This window comes from Paremcibacter congregatus, from assembly GCF_006385135.1.
GTDB lineage: Bacteria > Pseudomonadota > Alphaproteobacteria > Sphingomonadales > Emcibacteraceae > Paremcibacter > Paremcibacter congregatus.
In genome coordinates this window covers 2,304,229-2,329,508 of record NZ_CP041025.1, presented here as the reverse complement: position 1 = coordinate 2,329,508, position 25,280 = coordinate 2,304,229, and the positions used below count along the sequence as shown (strand labels likewise).

Annotated in this window: 19 protein-coding genes; 15 read left to right on the top strand and 4 right to left on the bottom strand. The window is 53.1% G+C overall.

Translation table 11 applies throughout. The annotated features are described in order from the left end of the window. Positions 1-10: 10 nt before the first annotated feature. From FIV45_RS10530 to FIV45_RS10470, 13 genes are all read left to right on the top strand, one after another. Positions 11-964 (top strand): sugar-binding transcriptional regulator, encoded by a 954-nt coding sequence (locus FIV45_RS10530; RefSeq protein WP_099472275.1) that lies wholly within the window; start codon positions 11-13, stop codon positions 962-964. Positions 965-1,065: 101 nt separating this feature from the next. After that, positions 1,066-2,283 (top strand): NupC/NupG family nucleoside CNT transporter, encoded by a 1,218-nt coding sequence (locus FIV45_RS10525; protein WP_099472276.1) that lies wholly within the window; start codon positions 1,066-1,068, stop codon positions 2,281-2,283. Between the two features lie 102 nt (positions 2,284-2,385). Then, positions 2,386-3,258 carry a purine-nucleoside phosphorylase gene (locus FIV45_RS10520; RefSeq protein WP_204844754.1) on the top strand — a complete coding sequence of 291 codons (873 nt, stop codon included), beginning with the start codon at positions 2,386-2,388 and terminating at the stop codon, positions 3,256-3,258. 3 nt (positions 3,259-3,261) lie between these two features. Then, on the top strand, positions 3,262-4,329 hold the full coding sequence (mtnA, locus tag FIV45_RS10515; protein ID WP_099472277.1) for an S-methyl-5-thioribose-1-phosphate isomerase: 1,068 nt from the start codon (positions 3,262-3,264) through the stop codon (positions 4,327-4,329). Next, a complete protein-coding gene (locus FIV45_RS10510) occupies positions 4,330-5,265 on the top strand; it encodes a transketolase (RefSeq protein ID WP_099472278.1) in 936 nt (311 codons plus the stop codon). It abuts the gene before it with no gap. 1 nt (position 5,266) lies between these two features. Beyond that, complete coding sequence (locus tag FIV45_RS10505) at positions 5,267-6,274, top strand: transketolase family protein (RefSeq protein WP_099472279.1); 1,008 nt, start codon at positions 5,267-5,269, stop codon at positions 6,272-6,274. Between the two features lies 1 nt (position 6,275). After that, positions 6,276-7,427 carry a RuBisCO large subunit C-terminal-like domain-containing protein gene (locus FIV45_RS10500; RefSeq protein WP_099472280.1) on the top strand — a complete coding sequence of 384 codons (1,152 nt, stop codon included), beginning with the start codon at positions 6,276-6,278 and terminating at the stop codon, positions 7,425-7,427. Positions 7,428-7,587: 160 nt separating this feature from the next. Then, on the top strand, positions 7,588-9,954 hold the full coding sequence (locus tag FIV45_RS10495) for a TonB-dependent receptor plug domain-containing protein (RefSeq protein WP_099472281.1): 2,367 nt from the start codon (positions 7,588-7,590) through the stop codon (positions 9,952-9,954). 90 nt (positions 9,955-10,044) lie between these two features. Next, on the top strand, positions 10,045-11,019 hold the full coding sequence (locus FIV45_RS10490; protein ID WP_099472282.1) for a cyclase family protein: 975 nt from the start codon (positions 10,045-10,047) through the stop codon (positions 11,017-11,019). Positions 11,020-11,023: 4 nt separating this feature from the next. Continuing rightward, on the top strand, positions 11,024-11,899 hold the full coding sequence (locus FIV45_RS10485) for a hypothetical protein (RefSeq protein ID WP_099472283.1): 876 nt from the start codon (positions 11,024-11,026) through the stop codon (positions 11,897-11,899). 129 nt (positions 11,900-12,028) lie between these two features. Beyond that, entirely contained in the window at positions 12,029-13,498 is a 1,470-nt protein-coding gene (locus tag FIV45_RS10480) for an amidohydrolase (protein WP_099472284.1), read from the top strand. Between the two features lie 252 nt (positions 13,499-13,750). Next, complete coding sequence (locus FIV45_RS10475; RefSeq protein ID WP_139932339.1) at positions 13,751-15,361, top strand: N-acyl-D-amino-acid deacylase family protein; 1,611 nt, start codon at positions 13,751-13,753, stop codon at positions 15,359-15,361. A 41-nt stretch (positions 15,362-15,402) separates the two neighbouring features. Beyond that, complete coding sequence (locus FIV45_RS10470; protein WP_165776978.1) at positions 15,403-18,042, top strand: M14 family zinc carboxypeptidase; 2,640 nt, start codon at positions 15,403-15,405, stop codon at positions 18,040-18,042. A gap of 103 nt (positions 18,043-18,145) precedes the next feature. On the opposite strand, the gene FIV45_RS10465 is transcribed toward FIV45_RS10470, so the two are convergent. From FIV45_RS10465 to FIV45_RS10450, 4 genes are read right to left on the bottom strand one after another with little or no spacing between them, the layout of a single operon-like run. After that, on the bottom strand, positions 18,146-19,351 hold the full coding sequence (locus FIV45_RS10465; RefSeq protein ID WP_099472287.1) for an acetyl-CoA C-acetyltransferase: 1,206 nt from the start codon (positions 19,349-19,351) through the stop codon (positions 18,146-18,148). A gap of 19 nt (positions 19,352-19,370) precedes the next feature. Further along, positions 19,371-20,603: an acetyl-CoA acetyltransferase gene (locus FIV45_RS10460; RefSeq protein ID WP_099472288.1), complete on the bottom strand. Its 1,233-nt coding sequence runs from the start codon at positions 20,601-20,603 to the stop codon at positions 19,371-19,373. Positions 20,604-20,605: 2 nt separating this feature from the next. Beyond that, complete coding sequence (locus FIV45_RS10455) at positions 20,606-21,208, bottom strand: 2-hydroxychromene-2-carboxylate isomerase (RefSeq protein WP_099472289.1); 603 nt, start codon at positions 21,206-21,208, stop codon at positions 20,606-20,608. Positions 21,209-21,250: 42 nt separating this feature from the next. Further along, on the bottom strand, positions 21,251-22,204 hold the full coding sequence (locus tag FIV45_RS10450) for an NAD(P)H-dependent flavin oxidoreductase (RefSeq protein ID WP_099472290.1): 954 nt from the start codon (positions 22,202-22,204) through the stop codon (positions 21,251-21,253). 147 nt (positions 22,205-22,351) lie between these two features. On the opposite strand from FIV45_RS10450, the gene FIV45_RS10445 reads away from it, so the two are divergent. Next, complete coding sequence (locus tag FIV45_RS10445; protein ID WP_181040061.1) at positions 22,352-23,269, top strand: winged helix-turn-helix transcriptional regulator; 918 nt, start codon at positions 22,352-22,354, stop codon at positions 23,267-23,269. 100 nt (positions 23,270-23,369) lie between these two features. Continuing rightward, positions 23,370-25,187 carry an AMP-binding protein gene (locus tag FIV45_RS10440; RefSeq protein ID WP_165776980.1) on the top strand — a complete coding sequence of 606 codons (1,818 nt, stop codon included), beginning with the start codon at positions 23,370-23,372 and terminating at the stop codon, positions 25,185-25,187. The last annotated feature ends 93 nt before the right edge of the window (positions 25,188-25,280 follow it).

Below are 25,280 nucleotides of genomic sequence, written 5' to 3'. Positions count from 1 at the left end.
GGAAACTTTCATGCCCCGTGAAAAAAATAACGATGAACTGATTTTGAAGGCTGCTACGTTATATTACACCAATGGTAATACCCAGGAGCAGATTGCCAAGAAATTTGGCTTTTCGCGTCCGACGGTTGTTCGATTGTTGAAGCAGGCGCGGCAGAAAGGATTCGTCGAGATTAAAATTACCAGGAAATTGTCCCACGCCACGCATCTGGAAACCCTGATAGAGAATGAATTTGCATCAGATAATCTGCTGGAGGTTATCGTGGTCGAAAACTATGACAATGACGCCAAAGCCGCAGTTGCGGAACGGGCCGCGCAATATCTGTCCCAGAACTTAAGGCAGGATCATATTTTGGGGATTGGCTGGAGCAGTACCCTGATGCAGATTCCAGATTTGTTGCGGAAGGAAAAATATGCGCCGGAACGGGTGGTGCAACTCGGCGGTTATGTCGGTGGGATCGCCACGGCGAATGCACAGGATATATGTTTGCGTCTGGGGCTTTCGTTTGGCATTCCTGTGGAATCTCTGCCGGCCCCCGTGATCCTGAAGGACCCGGCCGTTCGGGATAGTCTGATGCAGGACCCTGTAATCAAGAATACCCTGCATTGGGTTGAAAAGTGCAATATCGGCCTTGTCGGGATTGGTGACGTCAGTACGGAGTCCACTTTGGTCAAGGCCGGATATATTTCCGCAGATGAACTGGATAAGGTCGCGCGGCAAGGAGCGGTCGGAGATGTCTTGTCCCATTATTACGACATTGAAGGCAAGGAAATCAAAACGGCCTGGCAGGAGGCGATGATATCCATCGATATGGCGCAGTTGCGTAATATTGACAATATCATTGGTGTGGCTGCCGGCGCTGACAAGGCGAATTCGATGGTTGGCGCCATTCGCTGCGGTATCCTTAACCGCATTATCATTGATGTGGAACTCGCCGAAGCCATGACCCGTAGTATCGCCCGATAGGTTAAGGGACGGTGCTGTCTCATTAGTCAGAAGTTGCTTTTGCACAATAATCAACATATGTTTCATTATTGAACATATGTTAGATGTAAAGGGAGAGTTGCGTGGGATCTGGATTTTTTGGTATCATTCTGGTGTTGTTACTGGCCTGGCTCCTGTCGGAAAACCGTAAAAAAATTAACCTTCGTATTGTTGGGAGCGCGTTTTTATTGCAGGCGGCCCTGGCGACTTTTGCCATGTACGTCCCTCTGGGCAAGGACGTGTTGGCAGTCATGTCGTCCGGGGTTCAGAATGTTATAGATTATTCGGGCTACGGCATTGAATTTCTCTTCGGTGATTTGGCGACGAATAAATATGGTTTTCTGGTCTTTGTTCGTGTTCTTCCGGTCATCATCTTTATTTCAGCCCTGGTCTCGGTATTGTATTATCTTCATATCATGCAGTGGGTGGTGATGCTTGTCGGGGGCATTATGCGCAAGCTGATCGGGACATCGCGGGTGGAATCGCTCTGTGCCGCCGCCAATATTTTTCTAGGCCATACGGAATCGCCTCTGGTGGTTCGGCCCTACCTTAATCAGTTGAGCGAGGCGCAGCTCTTTACCATTATGGTGTCCGGTATGGCGTCAATATCGGGTGCCATTCTGGCAGGATACGCCAGTATGGGCGTGCAGCTTGATTATCTGATCGCGGCGAGTTTTATGGCCGCGCCCGGGGGGCTGCTGATGGCCAAGATAATGAAACCGGACGATTTGACGCGGCCAGAGCCGGTGATCGACATTATGGCGGTCGAGGATGAGGGACGTCCGGCCAATGTCATTGATGCGGCAGCCAGTGGCGCGGCGGCAGGGCTGAAGATAGCCGCCATTATCGGTGCGATGCTGGTGGCTTTCGTGGCGTTGATCGCCATGCTCAATGGCATGGTCGGGGGGCTGGCCAGCCTGGCCGGTTTTGAAGGTATCACGATGGATCTGATCCTTGGAAAATTGCTGTCGCCAGTGATGTATCTTCTGGGGATTCCCTGGCAGGATGCGGCGGCGGCGGGCAATCTGGTGGGGCAGAAATTTATCCTCAATGAATTCGTTGCCTATGCTCAACTGCAGCAGATCAAGGATAGCCTGGACCCTCATACGGTCATTGTTTCGACATTTGCGCTTTGCGGTTTTGCCAATTTAAGTTCCATCGCTATTCTTCTCGGCGGGCTAGGGGCGATGGCACCAGCCCGTAAGGCGGAAATCGCCCGGATGGGATTTAAAGCTGTCGTGGCTGGCTTCCTGTCCAATATGATGAGTGCCGCTCTGGTAAGCCTGTTGTTAAGTTTGTGATATACTCGCTACTTGGCCACTCTTGACGACATTATTTACATATGTTAATACTATGATCATATGTTCATAAGTTCATAAGTCAAAAAACCGGATATTTATCTGATGTGCACAAAGACCTCTGATTCCATGATGACTGATTACAGTTTGGCGCAGTATGAAGAAACTTGCGCGGCGATTGCCGGCCTGACGCCGTTACGCCCGAAAGTGGGCCTGATTCTGGGGTCCGGTCTGGGCGATATTGCGGCCTTGATGAGTGATGCGGTGGCAATTCCATATGATCAACTGCCGCATTTTCCGACCTCCAGCGCGCCAGGCCATGCGGGCTGTCTGCATATAGGCATGTTGCTGGGGCAGCCTGCGGTAATCATGCAGGGGCGGGTGCATATGTATGAAGGCTACACGCCACAACAGGTGACTTTCCCGGTGCGGATCATGAAAATGCTCGGTGTCGAGGATCTGGTGATCACCAATGCGGCGGGGGGGATTAACCGGGACTATGCCGTTGGCGATCTGATGCTTATTGACGACCATATTGATCTGGCGGGCATGACAGGGCTTGACCCGACGCGGGGGCGGCATCTGCCAGACCTTGGTCCACGCTTTACACCGCTGAATCAGGCCTATCACCGACCACATATCATCAAGATGCAGCAGAGCGCGGTGGCGCATGATGTTCGGCTGCATAAAGGTGTCTATAGCTTTTTGGTGGGGCCGTCGTTTGAATCACCGGCGGAAATCAGACTGTTACGCCAGCTGGGCGTGGACGCTGTTGGTATGTCGACAGTGCCTGAGGTCATCGTGGCCCGCAATGCCGGAATTCGGGTGGTGGCGGTCAGCGCCATTACCAATATGGCTATTGATGACCCTGACGCGGCGGCAATTACGACAGAAGAAGAGGTGTGGGAGAATGTAGAGCAGATCATTCCGCGTCTGCGCCTTCTGGTACAAAATTTTATTCAAACGCTTGAGGAGTAACCCATGCCTGCCTATAAAAGTATCGAATGGCTGGAAGATCAAAAAGCCCTGCGTCTTCTTGATCAGACCAAAATTCCGGCAGAGCTGAAATATGTCACCCTGTCCCGTGTCGAGGATATCGCGGCGGCGATCACCGATATGGTGGTGCGGGGCGCACCGGCGATCGGGGTAACGGCGGCCTATGGTCTGGCCGTTGCCGCCTGGCAGGAAGAAAGTGACCTGTTATCAGCGACGATGACGCGGGTGGCGGACGCGGATGCGATCCTGCGGGCGTCCCGGCCGACGGCGGTAAATCTCTGTTGGGCGCTGGATCAGATGCATAATCGGGTCGCGCGACAGCAACCGACCTCGCTTGTGGCCTATCGTGCGGCCCTGGTTGACGCGGCACATGCACTGGCGCGGGAAGATGTTGAAATAAACAAAGCGATCGGCCATGCCGCATTGGACATCGTGCCGCAGGAGGCGACATTCATTCACCACTGCAATACCGGCGGCATCGCCACGGTGGATTACGGCACGGCGCTCGGCATTATCCGCATCGCCCATGAAGCGGGACGCAAGGTTCATGTTTATGTCGATGAAACCCGACCGCGTCTGCAAGGGGGGCGGCTGACCTCATGGGAATTGCAGCAACTGGGCATTTCACATCAGATTATTGTGGACGGCGCATCCGGTTTTGTGATGAAAAACAAGTCTGTGGACATGTGTGTTGTCGGTTGCGACCGGGTGGCGATGAATGGTGATGTCGCGAACAAGATCGGGACCTATAATCTGGCGCTTGTCGCCAAGGCGCATGGGGTGCCGTTTTTTGTGGCGGCGCCAATCTCGACCATTGATCCTGAAATGCCGTCCGGTGACCAGATCGAGATTGAAGAACGTCCGGCGTCTGAAATTACCGAAATTGACGGTGTCAAGGTGGCGCCGGAAGGTGCAGAAGTATTCAATCCCGCCTTTGATGTTACCCCGGCCCATCTGATCAGCGGCATTATCACCGAGAAGGGGATTATCTATCCGCCTTTCGACGAAACCCTCAAGACACTTTTTCTCTCCAATGAACAGGATCACGAATAGATGACCGAGACCAAATTCTATAAGGATGACTGGATCTCCCGGGCACAGGATGTGGCGGATGCCATGCGGGTGCGGGGCTTTGATTATGTCATGCGCAATAACGGCGGTTATCTGAGCCAGATATGCTCTTCCGCTGAAATTTTCGCCTTTCTCTATACCCGGGCGATGAATTTGGGGCCGTCTCAGGCCCCCATGGTCCCGGTGGCTTTTCCCGGTGTGCCGGGAAAGGACAATAAGGCCTATGTCAGTGGCGGGGCCTATAATGGCATCCCCGGCCCGGATCAGGACCGGTTTATTTTTTCACCGGCCCATTATGCGCTGGTGCTCTATATGGCTCTGATCGAGGTCGGTCGTATGGCCCCCGAAGGGCTGGAAGCCTTCAATAAAGACGGTAGCACGGTCGAACTGATCGGGGCGGAACATTCACCGGGGGTGGAAACCACCACCGGATCATTGGCTCAGGCGCTCAGTCAGGCCGGCGGTATCGCGCTCGGGCGTCGGCTCAAGGCTGAGGCGGGGCAGGTCTGGGTCATGATGTCCGACGGTGAATTTCAGGAAGGTCAGACCTGGGAAGCCATTCAGGCCTTGTCGCATCATAAGCTGGATAATGTCAGTGTAATTGTCGATGTCAACGGTCAGCAATGCGATGGTCCGATGGACGGGGTGATGAGCATTGACCCTCTGGCGGCCAAGATTAATGCGTTTGGCGGGGTGGCGATTGACGTTCCGGGGCATGATCTGGCGGCGATGGAGCGGGCCTTAAGTGCCCGGCAACCCGGAAAGCCCTTATTCCTGCTGGCCCGGACCGACCCAACCCGCGGGGTGCCGTTGCTGAAGGAACGCGGTGCGGCGTTGCATTATCTGCGATTCGGGTCTGTGGAAGAGAAAGAAAAATATCAAGCCGCCTGCGACATGATGTGCGGGGAAGGATCATAATATGGAAATTGTATCACGACCTCATGTGGAGAATTTTATCACCTGGTCGCAAGACAAGCCGGAAGTGCTTGTTTTGTCAGCGGATCTCACCAATTCCTGTGAAGTTGGAAAATGGCGCGATACCTATCCGGACCGTTTTTTTTCCATGGGTATGGCGGAACAGAATATGATGGGTTTTGCCGCTGGTTTGGCGCGGGAGGGCTTCACGCCCTTCATTCATACCTTTGCGGTCTTTATCTACCGTCGGGCCTATGATCAGCTTGCCATGTCGGTGGCCTATCCCAATCTGAAGGTGCGCCTGATGGGGTTCCTGCCGGGAATTGTCACGCCGGGCGGGGTGACCCATCAGGCAATTGAGGATATCGCCATCATGCGGGCGACCCCCAATATGACCGTGTTGGAAACCGGTGATGCGACAGAGGTCGAATCTGTGCTTGATGTCGCCCAGGCCATTGACGGACCAGTTTATGTCCGCTTTCTGCGCGGGGAAATGCCGCGACTGTTTCCAAAATCGGAGCCGATGGTGCTGAACCGGGCCCGGGTGATCCGGCGGGGCGGTGATGTCGCCTTGCTGACCTCCGGCATTATCACCGAGGAGGCTTTGCGGGCCGGGGCGGCGCTAGAGGCCAAGGGCGTGTCGGTCAGCCATTTGCATATTTCAACCCTGAAGCCTTTTACCGACCCGACTGTGCTCGACGCCATTCGCGCCGCAAAGCATGGGGTTATCACCATGGAAAATCATTTGGTGACCGGTGGATTGGGCTCTGCCGTGGCCGAAATGATGGCGGAGCATGGGGTGGGGAAACCACTGGTGCGGCTCGGCCTGCAGGACACCTATTCTCATGGGGCAAGCAAAGGCTATCTGATGGCGGAACATGAGCTGGACGCCATGGCGCTGGTGCGTAATGTGGAAAAAATGATGAAAGTTAGGTTGAATATTGCCCAGGAAGATCTGGATCAGCACCGGATCGAAGCTGTCCATAGCGACGCCAAAGCCGAGGCCTTGTGAGATGATTGAGAATGTAACGCTTGATATATCCGGGGAACGGTTCCAGGTATTTTACCGTTTGCGCTGCGAGGCGCAGGATGTGGAGGCGTTTGCCCGCCACATTTGTGTCGAACAGACCATTGAATTCCCGGCGGAACTGATCGGGGATGACGATATTCGCCGTCACGTGATGGGACAGGTTGTCTCTCTGGCGCCGTTGGACGACCACAGCTGGCGGGTGGTGATTTCCTATGCCGTTGAAATTACCGGGTTTAGCCTGACCCAGACCATGAATGTCATTTTTGGTAATGTCAGCCTGATGCCGGGCGTGCGGGTCGATCGTCTTGAATTTCCTGACAGTTTTCTGTCCCGTTTCAAAGGGCCGCGTTTTGGTCTTCAGGGATTGCGCGACCTGGTTGGCGAAAAACATCAACAGCTCTATTGTTCCGCGTTGAAACCGATGGGGCTGTCCGCAGACCAACTGGCGCAGCAGGCTTATCAACTGGCGTTGGGCGAGTTTCACTTTATCAAGGATGATCATGGTCTTGCTGATCAGCCTTTTGCGCCTTTCCGTGAGCGGGTGTCCCGGTGTGTGGAACAAGTGGCAAAAGCCAATCAACAGACCGGAGGCAGCAGCCGCTACGTGGTAAGCCTGAATTCTCCGGCGGAGCAGATTGTCGAAGATGCGATCTGGGCGAAAGAGCAGGGCGTTGGCGGTCTGCTGGTCCCGCCAGGCATCGTCGGATTTGACATGATGCGTCGTCTGGCGGATGATGACCGGATCGGCCTGCCCATCCTGTGTCATCCATCCCATCTGGGCAGTTATGTCGCCAGCCCCGATAATGGCCTTTCCTTTTACGCGCTGTTTGGACAACTGGCGCGTCTGGCCGGGGCGGATGTCAGTATTTATCCCAATTTTGGCGGACGTTTTTCCTTCACCCGCGATCAGTGTCTGGAAATTGTCAAGGGCTGCACTGATCCCATGGCCATCCTGAAGCCGATCGTTGCGTCTCCCGGAGGGGGCATGAACTTTTCAAATGTTCAGGACATGGTCGACGCCTACGGGAAAGATATAATGTTCCTCATTGGCGGGGCGTTGCATAAAGGGGATGCGACGGTTCCTGAAAATTGCCGTGCGTTCAAAGCCCAGGTCGCCGCCTTGTTGCGTAGATAATTTGTTTCTTTTGGTTTTCCGATCCCCCTCCGCAGAATATGCGGAGGGGGATTGCTATTTTATGTCAGTATGGCTACAATAGTATTATTTATGAACATATGTTCAATTACGCTATTTATTCTAGACATCACATAATGTTAAGTTCAAGGGAGAAAACCGAATGATGACCAAGTTAATGATAAGCAGCAGTATTTTTGCTTTATCTCTGACCCCGGCCGTGCTGGCCACTGCCGCCGATGAGGTCGCTCCGCTGGAGATAGAGGAAGTGGTCACCGTCGGGACCCGCAGTAAAGGCCGCAGCCTGGCTGACAGTCCGGTACCGGTAGATGTTATTAATGCTCAGGCGTTTGAGAAAGCCGCGACAATCGGGGGTGAATTGGGACAGGCGCTGCAGACGTTGGTGCCGGCCTTCAGTTTCCCGCGTCAATCAAATTCAAGTGGATCCGATCACGTACGCGCCGCGCAATTACGGGGCATGAGCCCGGACCAGGTTTTGGTTCTGGTCAATGGCAAACGCCGTCACACCTCGGCTGTGGTGCAGCTTGATACCAAGATTGGCCGGGGTACTGCGCCGGTAGATTTTAATGCTATCCCGGTGATTGCCCTGAAACGGGCCGAAGTGTTGCGGGATGGCGCCGGGGCGCAATATGGGTCGGATGCCATTGCCGGTGTGATCAACATGGTGCTTAAAGACAGTGATGAAGGCGGGCAGATTTCCGCGTCTTACGGATTTCACGCCACCCATCATGAAGCGACAGACCGTAATATCACGGATGGTGAAACATTGTTGATTATGGCTGATGCAGGATTCAAGATCGGCACGGATGGGTTTCTGCATGTCGGGGGCGAATTCCGGGACCGCAATGGTACAAATCGCGCCGGTTTTGATCTGGTGCCTTTCTTTGAGGAAGATACCCCGGATAATGCCGCCCGGGCTGGCAAGATAAATTACTATGCCGGTGATCCGGAAAGCCAGTCGTTCAACGGGTTTTATAACATGGGCATGTCGGTGGGCGAGATGGAATTATATTCCTTTGGTACCTATGCCTATTCCGATACGGACGGGACAGGTTTCTTCCGTTATCCGGACAGTTATCAGAACGTAAAGTCAATCTACCCAGAGGGCTTCCGCCCGATTACCACCGGGGTCAATAATGACCTGTCTCTGTCTTTCGGGGGACGCGGGGAAGTGTCCGGATGGGACTGGGATTTGGGTGTGAGCTATGGCCGCAATAATTTTGATTACGGGGTGAAGAATTCCCTGAACGCGTCGCTTGGCGCGGCCAGCCCGACAGAGTTTGATCTGGCGGAATATACCAATGCGCAGTTCATGATTAATCTCGATGTGGTGAATGAGTATGAGGTTTCGGCTTTCGAAGGACCAATGAGTGTCGCTTTCGGGGCGGAATATCGCCATGAGAGCTTCTCGACCAAAGCTGGCGATCCGGCGTCCTACCAGGCCGGAGATGATAACAGTAAAGCTATTGGAGCCCAGGCGGGACCCGGTATTCCGGCATCGGATGTCGCCAGCGTCGGACGGGATGTGTTCAGCTTGTATGCCGACGTGGAAATGAACGTCACGGAAGCCTTTATGGTTGGTCTGGCCACCCGGTACGAACATTACGATGATTTTGGTAGCGCCTTCACCGGCAAGGCCAGTAGCCGTTTTGAACTGAGCGATGGATTTGCCCTGCGCGGCGCGATCAGCAACAGTTTCCGTGCACCGGCGTTGGCGCAATCGCATTTCCGCCAGACCAATTTCAGCTTTGGTGATGGCGGCGCTCTGATCCCGGTCACCCAGTTGCCGGTGAGCGATCCGCGCGCACCGGAACTGACGGAAGAAAAGGCCTTTAATCTAAGCGCCGGTTTTGTGGCGGATCTGACAGAAGGATTGAATGTCACCGTTGACTTCTTCATGATTGATGTTGATGACCGGATTACCTTATCGGAAAGCATGGGCACCGATGATGGTGGCGCGATTACCTTCTTCACCAATGCTGTCGATACAAGAACCAAGGGCGTCGACGTGATCGCCACTTATACTCACGATCTGGGAGACAGCCAGCTGGATCTGATGGCGGCCTATAACTATTCAAAAACCGACGTTTTGGCGATCCATCCGATTGCCGGTCTGAATGCCAGTGACGTTATTGGTGTGGAAGAGCGGAACACGCTTGAAACGGCGGCTCCCCGCAACAAGGTGATCTTGTCCGCCATCTGGCATAATGACAGCATCAGCCTGATGACCCGGGCGACCCGTTTTGGGGAAACCACGCGGGTGTTTGATTTTGGTGGGGGATTTGAGCCGGAACAGACTTATGGCGCCAAATGGTCGATTGACCTTGAGGTTGAATATACCTTGAACGAAGCGATCTCAATGGCGGTGGGGGCGAACAACATTCTGGACACTTACCCGGACCAGTCTGATGAGTTGCTTAACTATTTTGGCAATCTGCCCTATGATGTTTTGTCACCGATCGGGTCTAATGGCCGCTACTTATATGCCCGGGCGAAATATAGCTTCTAAGGGCTGACTGATACAGTGTGAGCCGGGCATGCAAGATTGATTTCTTGTGGCCCGGCTTGATCTGAAACACTCCACGGGAAAGGGGACCAGATGTTCTTTTGTTTTGCAACTTCAACACGCCGGTTTATTTTAACAGCAAGTTTGCTTGCTCTTTCTGCCTGCGCTCCGATAACGGAAGAGCCTGCAAAGCCCATATCCCTGTGGCAGGTTTACAACTCTACTCTGAAAACGGCGAAATATATCGACCTGACTCATGCTTTTGAGCCGCAACAGGCGGTCTGGAACGGATTTGATCACGCTCAATTTGCACCGGCGAAGGCAAAAAATGACGTTCCGGGGTTTATAGGTAAGGGTGAAATTTTTTCTTATGAGAAACACGGGGTTGTTGCGACGGCTTATGTCCTGCCGACGGATCAGTACGGGACGCAGCTTGACCCACCGGCCCATTGGAATCCGATGGGCGCCACGATCAGCGAGATTCCGGCGACTTATGCCATCAGACCGCTTGTGGTGATTAATATCGCACCACAGGTGGCGGAAGATGCCGGATATCATCTGCAGGTTTCCGATATTAAGGCGTGGGAAGACAAATATGGCAGAATCCCGGAAGGGTCTGTCGTGATGGTGCGCTCTGACTGGCATAAAAAATGGCGTGATATAGAACGGTTTAACAAGAAACCTTTTCCCGGCGTGGGCTTGGCGGCTTTGAAATTCCTGCATCAGGAACGTCATATCCTGTTTCATGGGCATGAACCTCTGGATACGGATACAACACCGAATCTGGAAGGAGAATATTGGCTGATGCATAACAATCATGCACAAGCTGAAGGAGTGGCTAATCTTGATCAGGTGCCGGAACAGGGGGCGCTGCTGGCGATCGGATACGCTAAACCGGAAGGTGGAACGGGCGGGTATGCCCGTTATGTCGCCATCGCGCCGTCGGACTGGCCTTACGGCGTTTCTATCGAGGCGCTGAAGGAACGTAGCCTGCCGGCTTTTAAAACCCCTGTAAGTCGGGATGAACATGGCGTAATGCGTCGTCAGAATATGGATATGAAGGACTGAGGATATGATGAAGCGACTGTTATTGATTTGTCTTTTTTCTTTTCAGACGCACACCGTCATGGCGGAAGATGTATGTGAGATTATTTATTCCCCGATCCCGCATATCAATGCGGCAGTTGCGACGGGTGAAGACAGGTTGGAAGGGGTTTTCAAGTTAAATACCCGGCAACAAGAAGACCTGTTCAAGTCACTTGTCACAGTCACGGATTCTTTTTTTTCTTCATCACCTTACGTAGAAAACATAATCTCAGAAGTGAAGAGCCATAAACTGGTTTCCGGTGGTTATGAGGGCATAACTACGCCGTCGATCAGTATGACGGTGGCTCTTGATGACAGGGTGACCGACAAGATGCAGGCCATGCAGAAAATTGCCGCGGCAATGGCTTTCTTCTTTATTCAGGACAGTGTTCTGGTAATTTGTCCCGATGATGGCAAAATCACGGAAACGGATTCGTATAGTTTTGATCTTCACGATCAGGGGGGAAAGCAGTTTTTGAGCGCGGAAAACGCCCAGCTGTTTTTTGGGATGATGATCGGCATGTTTAACGGCCCTCAGGATCTGGGGTATACCTATTATGCCAGCCGCGGGGTGTTCTCAACTTTGGTGCCATTATCTTCGGTTGATCATGACAGACGCGTGCTCGAGAAATTGTCTGCGACACTGAAAGATTTGACTCAGGGACAGGTTGACCTTGCGATCACGCCGCATCGGGTCGATATCGCATTTCCTCATAATGACTGGGCCAGTGACCCGCAAGGGGGCCATTTAAAAGATATCATGGGCAACAGTTTTTCTCTTGAAAACCTGCTAAGTCACAGGCAGAAATTTTTGCAGCATCTGGATCAGCATATCTCCAGAATGGCGGCGCATAAGCCATAGCTTTGCCTTATACCTGGCCCCTAAAATGGAATTATGTTTTGTCTGGAAAATGACTTAAGCTCAGGCGGATTGATATTTACGCTTATCGGACATAGGGTAGGCATGGTTATTTTCAGGAGGAGACATATTATGAAGATCAGGCAGATTAAGCAGGTATTTGGGGGAGTTGTGACAGGTGCCGCCTTCATAGTATGCAGCCAGACAAGCCTGGCGCAGGATGGTAAGGACTGGCAAGATAGCCTCTTGGTAAAGATGGACCGTCAGGGCAAGGTCTATGATGACATTGCCCTGCGTATCGGGGCGTTGGCAGAAATTGGACATCAGGAAGTTCAAAGCAGCGCTCTGTTGCAAAAACATCTTAAACAGAAGGGGTTTTCCATTGCGGCGGGCGTCGCAGGGATGCCGACGGCTTTTGTTGCAAGTTACGGCTCGGGAAAGCCGGTGATCGGGATTGTGGCTGAATTTGATGCCTTACCGGGCTTGTCGCAAACCACGGATCCGGTCAGGACAGTCAACTCTCATAACAGCGCCGGTCATGCCTGCGGTCATCACCTGCTCGGGACTGGCGCAATAGAGGCCGCGGTTGCGGTTAAGGACTGGTTGAAAAAGTCAGGTCACAAAGGCACCATTCGTGTTTATGGCGCACCAGCAGAAGAAGGCGGGGGCGGGAAAGTCTATCTTGCCCGTGAGGGACACCTGGATGATGTTGATGCGCTTTTGAACTGGCATCCTTGGGACCAGAATGCTTCTAATTCGCTCAGTACGTTGTCTAACTATAACGGTAAATTCCGCTTTTACGGTACGCCGTCCCATGCCGCTGCTGCCCCTGAGAAAGGCCGCAGCGCCCTTGACGGGGTAGAGGCCATGAATCATATGGTCAATATGATGCGTGAACATCTGTCGGAAAAAACCAGAGTGCATTATGTCATTACCGCCGGCGGCGATGCGCCGAATGTGGTCCCTAAATTCGCCGAAGTCTATTACTACGCCCGCCATCCGGATCCGGCAGAGGTAAAAAGAACATGGGCCTGGATTAAAAACGCGGCCGAAGGTGCTGCATTGGGGACCGGTACCCGGGTTGAAAGCGAAATCCTGAATGCAGTTTACCCCGTTCTGCCCAATGATGTGATGAGCCGTCTGGTACATCGCAATCTGACGCGGGTCGGCGGTGTGTCTTATACGGCTGAAGAAACCAAATTCGCCAATAAAGTCATGGAAAGTTACGCGCTGGGGCCGGTTTCTCTCAAGCGTGCCGAACAAATTCAGGATTTGGAAACCGGAGACCGTGTTCTGTCAGCCTCATCTGATGTGGGGGATCTTTCCTGGATTGCGCCGACCAACTGGCTGTCTACGGCAACCTGGGTGCCGGGAACATCGGCCCATAGCTGGCAAGCTGTGGCGGCGGGAAACATGAGTATTGGCCTGAAGGGAATGCGGGTGGCGTCGAAAGTCATGGCATTGAGCGCCATTGAACTTTTCCAGACGCCGACACTTGTGGCCGCTGCCAAGGCGGAAATGGAAAAACGCCGCGGGCCTGGCTTTACCTACAAGGCTTTGCTGGGGGACCGTAAACCACCTCTTGATTATCGTAAGAAATAGAACTTACCTCTGGGGATGAGGCTGACGAGCCGCAGCCTTCCCCCAGAGTATAACTTTTTGTTATGGCGTACCTATTTTAATATATTCGACAGAATTTTATATTGCCCTTACACTCCATTGTTCATCCCCGACGAAACCGATGCCATGAATAGGGAAACGATCACGTGTGACGGGAACCACGTTCCCACATCATAAATATTCAGACTGTGACGTCATCCCTGCCAGAGCTCTCTTAACCGGAAAGTATTTATAGTGATTGAACGATCCCGATTTTCGAATTTTCTCCTGACCCAGAGACGGGCATCCGTCCTGTGGACATTATGTGTTATGTGTCTTTTCTGCCTGAGTTCAGTACCGGCGGCGCAGGCGCGGGAAACTGTCGATACTCTTATCAAAGGCGGATTGTTTGTTGAAGGGGGGCAAGAAAAAGCGGCTCTTCTTCAGGTGGCCATCAAAGATGGTCGTATTCATGCAGTCGGGCCGCATCTGGATGAGACGCTGCAGGCGGACAAAGTAATTGACGCAACCGGCATGGTTGTCGCCCCCGGTTTTATTGATCCCCATACCCATGCGGGCGCCGAATTGAGCAGCCCCGAACGGAAAGCCAACCTGAATTACCTGACCCAGGGGGTTACAACTGTGTTTATCGGCAACGACGGGGGCGGTGCCGTTGATGTTGGTGAGAAACTGAGCCGCTTCGAAAGCGACGGCATCGGCACCAATGTGGCGACCTATGTTGGTCACGGGGCGGTGCGCGCGGCGGTTATGGGACGGGCGGATCGTGCGCCGACTTCCGAAGAACTGGCGCAAATGAAGTCATATGTCGCCCGCGCGATGCAGGATGGCGCCCTGGGTTTGTCAACAGGGTTGTATTATGTCCCCGGGTCTTATGCCGCAACCGATGAAGTTGTGGCCCTGGCCCAGGTGGCAGCGGATCACGGCGGGATGTATGACAGCCATATCCGCGATGAAAGCAGTTATTCCATCGGCTTGAAGGCGGCGGTTTCTGAGGTGATCGATATCGCCCGCCAGACAGGTATCGCGGTGCATGTTGCCCATATCAAGGCGCTGGGCGTTGATGTCTGGGGTCAGAGCCGTGATATTGTTCAACTGGTTGAAAAGGCGCAGGCAGAGGGGCTGAAAGTCACGGCGGACCAATATCCCTGGCGTGCCTCAGGCACCAGCGTTGCCGGTGCCCTGATGCCACGCTGGGTGATGGCGGGGTCCAAGGATGCATATCAGGCGCGCCTTCAGGATCCCTCTTTGAGCAAGCGGATACGGGAAGAAATGACCGAGAATCTTCGCCGTCGCGGCGGGGCCGAAGCCGTGTTGATCACGGATAAGGAAAAGCCGGATCTGGTAAACAGGACATTGGCGGAAATCGCCAAGACCCGCGATGAGTCAGCCATAGATACGGCGTTATGGATCATTCAGGAGGGAAATGCCCGGGTGGCGTCTTTCAATATGGCGCCTGAGGATATCAGGCGCTTTATGACCCAGCCCTGGGTGATGACGTCGTCGGATGGCAGTACGGGACACCCGCGAAAATTTGCCAGCTATCCAAAGAAATACGCCGATTATGTCGTGGGAGAAAAACTTTTAACTCTGTCTGAGTTTGTCTACCATAGCGCCGGGCAGGTGGCGGATGTTTTCGGTCTGAAGGGGCGCGGCTATTTGCGTCCGGGATATGTTGCGGATGTGATTATTCTTGATCCGGAAAAATACCGGCCAAAAGCAGATTTTGCGCATCCGGAACAGCTGACAGAAGGTATGCAGTGGGTCCTTTTGGGCGGCAAGGTCGTCATAGAGGAGGGTCGTTTTACCGGTGATTTGGCTGGGAAAGCTCTACGTAAAAATCACTAAGAGTGGTTGGTGAAATAAAGTCAAAAATGAAAAGGAATATTATGAAGGATTTTGGTCTCAGGAAACATTTTGGACTCAGGAAACTGGCCATTTTAGGCCTGATGTGTGGTACTTTCTCGGGCATTGTCCCAGGTCAGCTTCAGGCGCAGGCGGATTTTGATAAACCCTTCTATCCGGAAACGGTAAAATTCAATGCCGCCATTCCGAAGCCGGCGACGATGATCGGTCATCCACTCGGCCATCGGGTCGCCCGCAACGATTTGCTGGTACGCTACTTGACGGATGTGGCCAATATCTCGGACAGGGTTACCTCGGAAGTTATCGCCTATAGCCATGAGGGTCGCCCGATTGTGATGCTAACCATCACATCACCGGAAAACCATGCGCGCATTGACGATATTCGCGAGGCTCACAACGCCTTGCGCGGTAAAGATGCCCCGGCGAGTATTCCTGATGACATGCCGGTGGTGACATGGCTCAATTACGGGGTGCATGGGGCGGAAGTCAGTTCCACCGACGCCGTTTTGCCGGTCGTATATCACCTTGCGGCGGCCGAAGGGCCTGAGATTGAAAAAACACTGAAGAAATCGGTAATTCTTGTGATTGCCTCCTTTAATCCCGATGGCAGCAGCCGCCAGTCGGCCTGGAACCATATGCATGGCGCGGATGTACCGGTGACCAATCCGGATCATCGTCTGCATAACACCTTCTGGCCGGGCGGGCGTACCAATCATTACTGGTTCGATCTGAATCGTCAGTGGTTGTTGTTGCAGCATCCGGAAGCCAAGGGTTGGGTAGAAAAATTTCACCAATGGCGGCCGAATATCAACGCCGATTATCATGAGATGGCGACGGATAAAACCTATTATTTCCACCCCGGGGCGGCGGATCGCACCCACCCGCTGATTCCACAAAAATCAATGGCGCTGCTGGATAAGGTCGCGGACCGTCCGCGGGCCTTTATGGACGGCGAACAGCGGCTGTACTTCAGTGAAGAAGGCTATGATAATTTCTATCTCGGCAAGGGCTCTACTTATCCGCATGTGCACGGAACTGTCGGGGTTCTGTTCGAGCAGGCTCATAGTGATGGCTTTAAGGACAGCGATTACGGTGTGGTCTCTTTCCGGGACAATATTCGCACCCATTATCGCACCAGTCTTGAAATTGTGCGCGCCGGGGTAGAATTACGGCCGGAATTACTGAAATTTCAAAAGAGTTTTGGGGCGGAAACCCGGGAACTTGCGGCAAAGGACAAGGTGAAAGGGTATATTTTTGCGGCACCGAAAGACCCGGCGCGGATTTATCATGCGCTTGACCTATTGAACCGGCATCAGATTGCGGTGAAACGCACCACGAAAGATGTCACAGTTAATAAGAAACTGTTCAGGGCCGGCCAATCCTATCTGGTGGAAACCAATCAGGCGCAGTATCGGTTGATCAAAGGCCTGTTTGGTAAAATCACGACGTTTGAAAATAATACTTTCTACGATGTGTCCGGCTGGACCTTGCCTCTGGCGTTCGATCTGGATTACGCAGAAGTTTCAGGCAAGAACATCGCCGGAGAGATATTGGGAACACCAAAACCGGTGGCGGCGCCTGTGCCCGAGAAGGCCGGTTCGGGTTATCTTTTCTCCTGGCATAACTACTATGCGCCCAAAGCGCTTTATCGCTTGCAAAATGCCGGTTATCTGCCCCGGGTCGCGACAAAACCGTTTGAAATAGAAACCGCCGAGGGCATTCAGAAAATGGACCGGGGCAGCATTATGGTGCCGGTCGGCAGACAAGGCGGTCATTCTGATCAGGACCTGCATAAAATCATGACGCAGATCGCCCAGGAAGACGGTGTCAAGATACACAGCGTCGGCAGTGTCCATACGCCGACCCAAGGCATGGATCTCGGCAGCTTGTCTTTTTCAGTGCTGAAAGCACCAAAAGTTCTGCTTCTGACCGGGGAAGGCATTGCATCATATGATGCCGGTGAAGTCTGGCATTTGCTTGACAAGCGTATGAAAATGCCGGTCACGATGATTGACAAGCAGAATCTTGCCAAGATCAATCTTGCAAATTTCACCCATGTCATTCTGGTGGGCGGCAATCACAAAGACCTGAAAGGCAAAGTCGCCGATCAGATCAACAACTGGGTCAAGCAGGGCGGCACATTGGTGGCCCATCGTCAGGGGGCGAAATGGGCCTATGACAGTCTGCTGGCGGACAAAAAGGACGCCAAGAAAGATGCGAAGAAAGAGGCGGCTGACAAAACATCAACAGCACCAGAGCGTCTGTTGTATGGTGACAAGGTCATGAACGAGGTTCAGGACATCATTGGCGGCGCGGTTATGGCCGGTGATCTCGATATTACTCACCCGATTGGCTATGGTGTATCGGATCGCGATATCGCCAGTCACCGTAATACGCTGCTTGCATTTGATGCGCCGAAAAACCCGTATGCGACGGTGGTGCGGATTAAGGAGAACGCCCTGTTGAGCGGCTATGCTTCTGAGAAGAACCAGAAGAAGCTGGCGGGTAAGACCATGCTGCTGGCGGAACGCCATGGCAAGGGAAGTGTTGTTCTGTTTACGGACAATCCCAATTTCCGGGCTTACTTTTATGGCACCAATAAACTGTTTATGAACAGTTTGTTTTTCTCGAAAGTGTTTGATAAGCCGCGAAAGGCCAAATAAGCAAAGCTCAAATATACCTTTGTGAACATTTTAGCTCGGTCCGGTGATTTAATCGCCGGGCCGGGTTTCTTTATTGAAGAGGGCAAGGAGGTGCCGGTATTTCTTAAGATAAGGTCTCGATAATCATGGCTTCACCGACACCGGCACCGCCGCAAAGGGCCACCAGACCACGTTTTTTATTCTGACGTTCCAGTTCGTCGAGCAGGCTATTTAACAGGATCGCCCCGCTGGCGCCTAAAGGGTGGCCCATGGCGATGGCGCCGCCGTTGACGTTGAACTGATCATCCCGGAGGTTGAAATCACGCTGAAATTTGAGCGCCACGGCGGCGAAGCCTTCGTTAACCTCATATAGGTCGATATCTTCTGGTGTGAGGCGCGCCTTGGCGAGCGTTTTTTTTGCTGCCATCTGTCCTGCCGTCAGCATCACCACGGGCTCGACGCTGGCGTTGGCCATACTGATAATCCGGGCGCGGGGGGTCAGTTTGTGTGCTTCTACCTGTGCGGCGGAGGCGAAAAGGAGCAAGGCGGCGCCATCGACCATGCCCGGAGAGTTTCCTCCATGATGTACATGGTTGATGGCCTCCAGCTCAGGGTAGGTCTGCAGCGCGATGGCGTCCAGTCCCTGAGCGCCTATTGCGGCAAAACTTGGCTCCAGGCTCGCGAGTTTCTCAAGGGTGGTGTCTGCGCGGATGATCTGGTCTTTATCCAGGATCATCTGGCCTTCGGCATCCGTGATCGCAATGATCGAGCGATCGAAATAACCGGCATCCCGGGCCCGGGCGGCGTTTCGTTGCGAGCGCAGGGCATAGGCGTCAACGTCTTCGCGACGGAAGCCCTCCTGTGTCGCGATCAGGTCACCCGAAATGCCCATATGAATGAATTTGGTCTGCGCCATCACCTGTTTGTCGCTATACCAGGGCCCTTTGTCGGAAAACATCGCCACCCGCGACATGGACTCAATCCCGCCGGCCACCACGATATCTTCTATGCCCGCCATGATCTTTGCCGCGGCGGTAGAGCAGGCGGTGAGGCCAGAGGTGCAGAAACGGTTGACGGTCTGACCGGATATATTGGAGTTCCATCCGGCATAAAGCGCCGCGATTTTGGCGAGATTGCCGCCTTGTTCGCCGGTTTGGCTGACGCAGCCCAGGATGATATCTTCGACGAGAGCCGTATCAAGGTCAGTCCGCTGTTCCAGTGCGACGAAGAGCTGCCGTAGAAGTTCAATGGGTTTGGTCTGGGCAAGCGCTCCCCAGTCGCGGGCGGCGCCTCTGGGGCTGCGCACCGCATCAATAATATAGGCTTCCATAAGGTGTACTTCCTGAAGATTAATCTTTGCTGACAATAAAGCTGACAGACGTGGTGCCGCTGCCGCCGATATTAAGGGTCTGGACGCGTCGCGCGCCGGCCACCTGATAATTTCCCGCCGTGTCGCTGACCTGCTTGCAGGCGTCCAACAGCATCCGTACGCCGGTGGCGCCCACCGGATGGCCGCAGCCAATGAGGCCGCCGCTGGGATTGATTGGAATTTCGCCGTCCATCGCGATACGGCCGTCCTCAATGGCTTTCCAGCTTTCCCCCGGGGCCGTGATGCCGAAATGGTCAATGGCCATATATTCGGTGGTGGTGAAACAATCGTGGGTTTCGATCACATCTATGGCGCTGACATCAGTCAGACCGGCCCGCTGGTAAGCATCTGTGATGGTCCCGCGAATGTGAGGAAAGACATAGTCGGCCCCGGCGCTTTCGGCCATTTTCTGATCGAGCGCCAGTGGCGCCGAACGGTGACCCCAGCCTTCGATATAGGGAATCGTGCTGACGGATATTCCCCGTCGATCGGCATAGGCGCAGGCGCGTTCTTCTGTGGCGAGGAAAAGAACCGCTGCGCCATCGGTTACCTGACCGCAATCCTGTTTGCGGATACGGCCATCAATGACCGGATTGAGGTCATCATCTTCCGTAAAGCTGTTGTCACTAAACTGCCAGCCCCTGGTCTGGGCATTCGGGTTGCGGCGACCGTTGGCAAAGTTGATTTTCGCAATGCCCGCCAGATGTTCGTGTTTCAGCCCATAGCGTTTGTCATATTCATCGCCCAATTTGCCGAACATATGTGGCCAGGGGTATTTTACGTTCTGGCATTCATGGCCGAACCATGTGGCGCTGCCGAGGTGGGCGGCGGCTTCTGCGCCCGATACATTCCGCATCTGTTCAATACCCATGACGCAGGCAAGGCCATATCGGCCCGCTTCCAGTTCCGCCGTGGCGGCGAGCAGGGCAATGGAGCCCGAGGCGCAGGCGGCTTCATGACGTCCTGTGGGCAGACCGGATAGTTTGGTATCGACCATGCCGAAATACCCGCCCATGATCCCTTGGTGATTGAACAGTTCGCCGTTGAAGTTACCAACATGGCCGCAGTCGAGATCGTCATAGTCAAGACCGCAGTTGTTCAGGCCCTGATTTAACGTATCGCGGAAGACATCAAAAATTTCCCGATCTTGCCGTAACCAGTTCGTGGCAAAATCTGTTTGATGGCCCCCGAGGAGATATATTTTTCCAGACATGATCAGGCCTTTTGTTTTGTGATAAAGCTATCCAGCGCCGCGAGACGGTCCGCCCCCCAGAACATCTCGTCGCCAAAACAGAAAGTTGGCGCCCCAAAAACACCCCGGGTCTGAGCGGTGGCGGTTTCCTGCTTCAAGCGATCTTTATAGACGTCATCTTTTAGGGCGGCCATGTAGGCCGCGACGTCAAGGCCAAGATTTTTCGCGATGTCCTGTAGCGTCTCGGGCTGGCCAATATCATGGTCCGTGGCAAAGGTGGTGGTGAAAACGGTGGCGATATAGGCCTCCAGCTTTTCCGGCATTATGTCCTGTATCCAGTAGGCGCCCCGCGCGGCCGGGATGCTGTTGACAGGAAATATATCCGGCCAGCGAAAGGGCAGGCCAGCCTGATCGGCGGCGCGCTGGACATCATGCCAGAGGTATTTTTGTTTCGGCGACCCCAATTTAGGTAGGTTATGGCCTTGCTGATGGAAAATGGCCCCGAGTGAGATTGGGCGCCAACTCAGTGTCAGGTCATGCTTTCTGGCGAGAGACATGATGTCCTGATGGGCCACATAAGAATAAGTGGAGGAAAAATCAAAATAAAAATCAATAACGTCTGACATTAAAAAATCCTTGTCTGGCTTATGAGGAAGCAGGGCCTTAATCTAAAATGCTGGAATCTGACAAGCCGCCTGATATTCGTCATAAAGGCGATCAACAATATTCTGGGCGGGTTCGGTTTTGGCGATGACCCCGACCCCATGACCGGCGGACCAGATGTTTTTCCAGGCCTTGCTTTCCCCCTGTGCGTCATTGGTGTTGATCTCTTTGGTTTTTTCAAAAGTGGCGAGGTCAATGCCTGCCGCGTCAATGCTGGGCTGTAGCATATTGGCCCATGCGCCAGTGAAGGCGTTGGTGCAGGTGATATCATCTACAGTGCTATCGATCAGCATCTGTTTGTAAGCGGCGTCGGCCATACTTTCCTCTGCCGCGATAAAGCTGGTGCCCATATAGGCGAAGTCAGCCCCGGCCATTTCCGCCGCCCGGATGGCCCCGCCCTGAGATATGCCGCCCGCCAGGATAATCGTGCCATCGAAGAATTCCCGAACCGCCGTAACAAAGGCGAAATTGGATGTCTGGCCCGTATGGCCACCGGCGCCGGAACACACCAGAACCAGCCCGTCCACTCCCGTGGCGGCGGCTTTTTTAGCGTATGAAATGCTGTTCACATCCGCATAAACCTGCCCACCGTAATTGTGAACAGCTTCGATGATTTTGGCAGGCCCCCCCAAGGCGGTGATGACGATTGGCGGTTTGTATTTCAGCACCAGTTCCATATCGTCCTTGAGACGGCGGTTGGAACTGTGGACGATGAGGTTGGCGGCCCAGGGGCCGATCTTTGCCGATGGGTTTTCCATCCGCGCCTGATCCAGTTCCGTGGTAATGCGGGACATCCATTGATCAAGGATATCAATGGTGCGGGCGTTTAATGTGGGAAAGGATCCCACCACGCCCGCCTTACAGGATGCAATTACCAGATCCGGACCTGAAACCAGAAACATAGGAGCCGAAATCAACGGCAGACGAAGGTGGTTTTTAAGAGGATCTGGTATTGGCATGAAATGATTTCCTGTAATTTTAGCAACTGTAATATATTTTGCCTGAAGATAGTAACTTTCATAAAAAGACTAAATAAAAAAGTCCCTTTAAGCAAGTGTTATTTGCATCTCCGCAAAATATCGTTATCTTCTGGTCATATGTCAGTCTTGGAACATGTCAGAGCCAGCTCTATCACCCGGACCCTGAATATTATCGGGGACCGCTGGACCCTTATTATCCTGCGGGATGCTTTTCTTGGTGTCACGCGTTTTCGCGATTGGCAGGCGAAAAACAACATGGCCCGCAGTATTCTGATCAACCGCCTGAACAAGTTGGTAGAGGTCGGTTGTTTTAAAAAAGTGCTCTATCAGGAACGGCCAGCGCGGCATGAATATCAACTGACGGAGCAGGGCAAAAGGCTGTACCCTATTGCCATTCTGATCTGGAAGTGGGAAGAAACGTGGTATACGCGTGATGCGGATATTCCTGCTAAATTGATCCATAAACCTTGTGGTCACACGCTTCAGCCTGTGATGAAATGCGATGTATGTGACGGGGAAATCACCCTTAAGAATATCAGCTATAAAGATGGGCCGGGAGCCGGTCAGGATTGCCAGGTTGCGCCGCGTCATCAGCGCCGCAGCCGTATAAGTGTGAAGAATAAGGACGAGGCCATGATGATGGAACGGGCCGCCGATATCATTGGAGACCGTTGGAGCAATCTTGCCCTGTCGGCGGCTTATCTTGGCATACGTCGTTTTGATGATATTCAGTCGGAACTTAAGATCGCAACAAATATTCTGTCCAACCGGTTAAGCCATTTGGTGGACAGTGGTCTTTTACAGAAGGTGCTTTATTCCGACAAGCCCGCGCGGTATGAATATCGTCTGACCGATAAAGGACGCGATCTGTTTCCGGTTATGCTTGCGATGATGACCTGGGGTGATGACTGGCTATGCGAAGGCAGGGGGGTTCCTTTCCTGATTATTCATACGACATGCGGCGCTGAATCTCATCCGCAAGTAAAATGCGCCCAATGCAGCAAAGAACTCATATCCAGTGACGTGCAATTCAGCTTCGATTAGAGGGTGGCTTAGTTTTGGCCGTCTATTTTTGAAATTGACTTGCATAAAAAGACTTTAATGTTAAGCTTGATTTTTCCGTATCAGGATGATGAGGTTTTTAATGAAGGCGTCTTTTAAAAAAGTTGATTTTCCACCAGTTGAACTTACCCTTGATCGAGGGGCAGGAGGGGAGATTTATCTGGAATCGGCTTCCCCGACCCCGGTCTATGAGCCTAATTTGATCAAGATTTTGATGGATCAGGCATCACGTCAGCCAGAAAAAACCTTTCTGGCTATGCGGCGGGACGGGGAGGAGGGGTGGGACCGGATTTCCTATGGGGAGGCGTGGGAACAGGTTTTGGCGGTCGGGCAATGGCTTATCAACCAGAATCTGGCGGCGGATCAGTCAATGCTGTTGCTGTCGGAAAACGCCATTGAACATGCGATATTGACGTTGGCCGGGCTTGTCGCCGGGGTGCCTGTGTGCCCGATCAGCCCCAACTATTCCTTGCTTAAGATTTATGCCAGGCTGGATTATGTGGTTGATTTGATTGCCCCGGCGGTGGTGTATGCTGATGACGCTGACCGGTATCGGCTGGCCTTGGACCATATTCGCAAAACTGACATGAAAATCATCACCAGAAACGGGGTGGAAGGCTGTCTGGCCTATTTGGACATTTGCAGGACACCTGTTTCTGACGATATGTATCAACAGGTCGGAAACCTTGATCCGGATAAGCTGCATAAATTGATGCTGACTTCTGGATCGACCGGCTTGCCTAAGGCCGTTATGCAAACCAGCCGTATGCAGGCGGCCAATGCGGCCTTTTGCAGCGCCGTTATGGCTAAGGCGACCAGCTGGCGGCAAGAGACGCTCGACTGGCTGCCTTGGAATCATGTGTCGGGGGCGCTGGTTCAGACCTGCGTGATGCTCAATGGCGGGACGTTATATATTGATGACGGTAAGCCCTTGCCAGGGTTGTTTGAAAAAAGTCTCCGCAATATGGCTGAACTGAAGACCAGTTTTCAGACCAACATTCCGCTGGCATATGAATTACTTGCCACTGCTCTGGAGAAGGATAAGGTTCTGCGCCAAAATTTCTTCCGCAGCATGCGCCATATGGTCTATGGCGGGGCGGGAATTTCCAGCAAGCTCTATGAGAGATTTCAAAAAATGGCGGTAGCGGAAACCGGGCATAGGCTTCTGTTTGGCGCGGGGTATGGCGCGACGGAAACAGCGTCCGGTGTGCTCGCGACCTACTTTGAAAGTGAGGGGCCTGGCGTCGGGCTGCCGCAACCCGGTGTTAAACTGAAACTGGTGCCGATCTATAATGGATTCGAAATCAGGGTGGCGGGGCCGACATTGACCCCGGGTTATTTTAAGCGTCCTGACTTGAACGAAACGCTTCTGGATGATGAAGGTTATTACAGTATGGGGGATGTGGTGGATTGGGTCGATCCAGACCAGCCGGAGAAGGGCTTGAAATTCATTGGCCGTCTGAGCGATGAATTTAAGCTGGCGTCGGGCACCTGGGTGAATGCCCATAGTTTGAAAGAGTCTGTCCGGCCGCATATCGGGCATTTGGTGAATGATTTTATCCTCTGCGGCGCTAACCGGGAAGGGGTCAGGATTCTGGCCTGGCCAAACAGCAAAGCTTTGGCGGAACTCACCGGGGAGCCAAAGGCGTCGGTTGTGGATTTGAGTGATCATCCGATGGTGGTCCGGTCTATCCAGCAGGCGTTGGCCGACCATAATCGCACGAGCACGACCAGCAGCCGTCGGATCGCAGGTTTGCGATTCCTGCTTAGTCCGCCAGATGCGGGCAAGGGGGAGTTGACCGACAAGGGAACTGTTAATTCGGCAGCGTTGTTGAACAATCGCGCAGAGGATGTCGAGCGGCTTTATGATGATGAAAATCAACAGGTTATTCTGATCTAACATGTTGTTTTTATTATGAATGTTTAGACGTTTATTAAATTACTTGCATAAAAAGACTTACTAATTTATGCTGAAGTTAATGTTGTCGAAAAT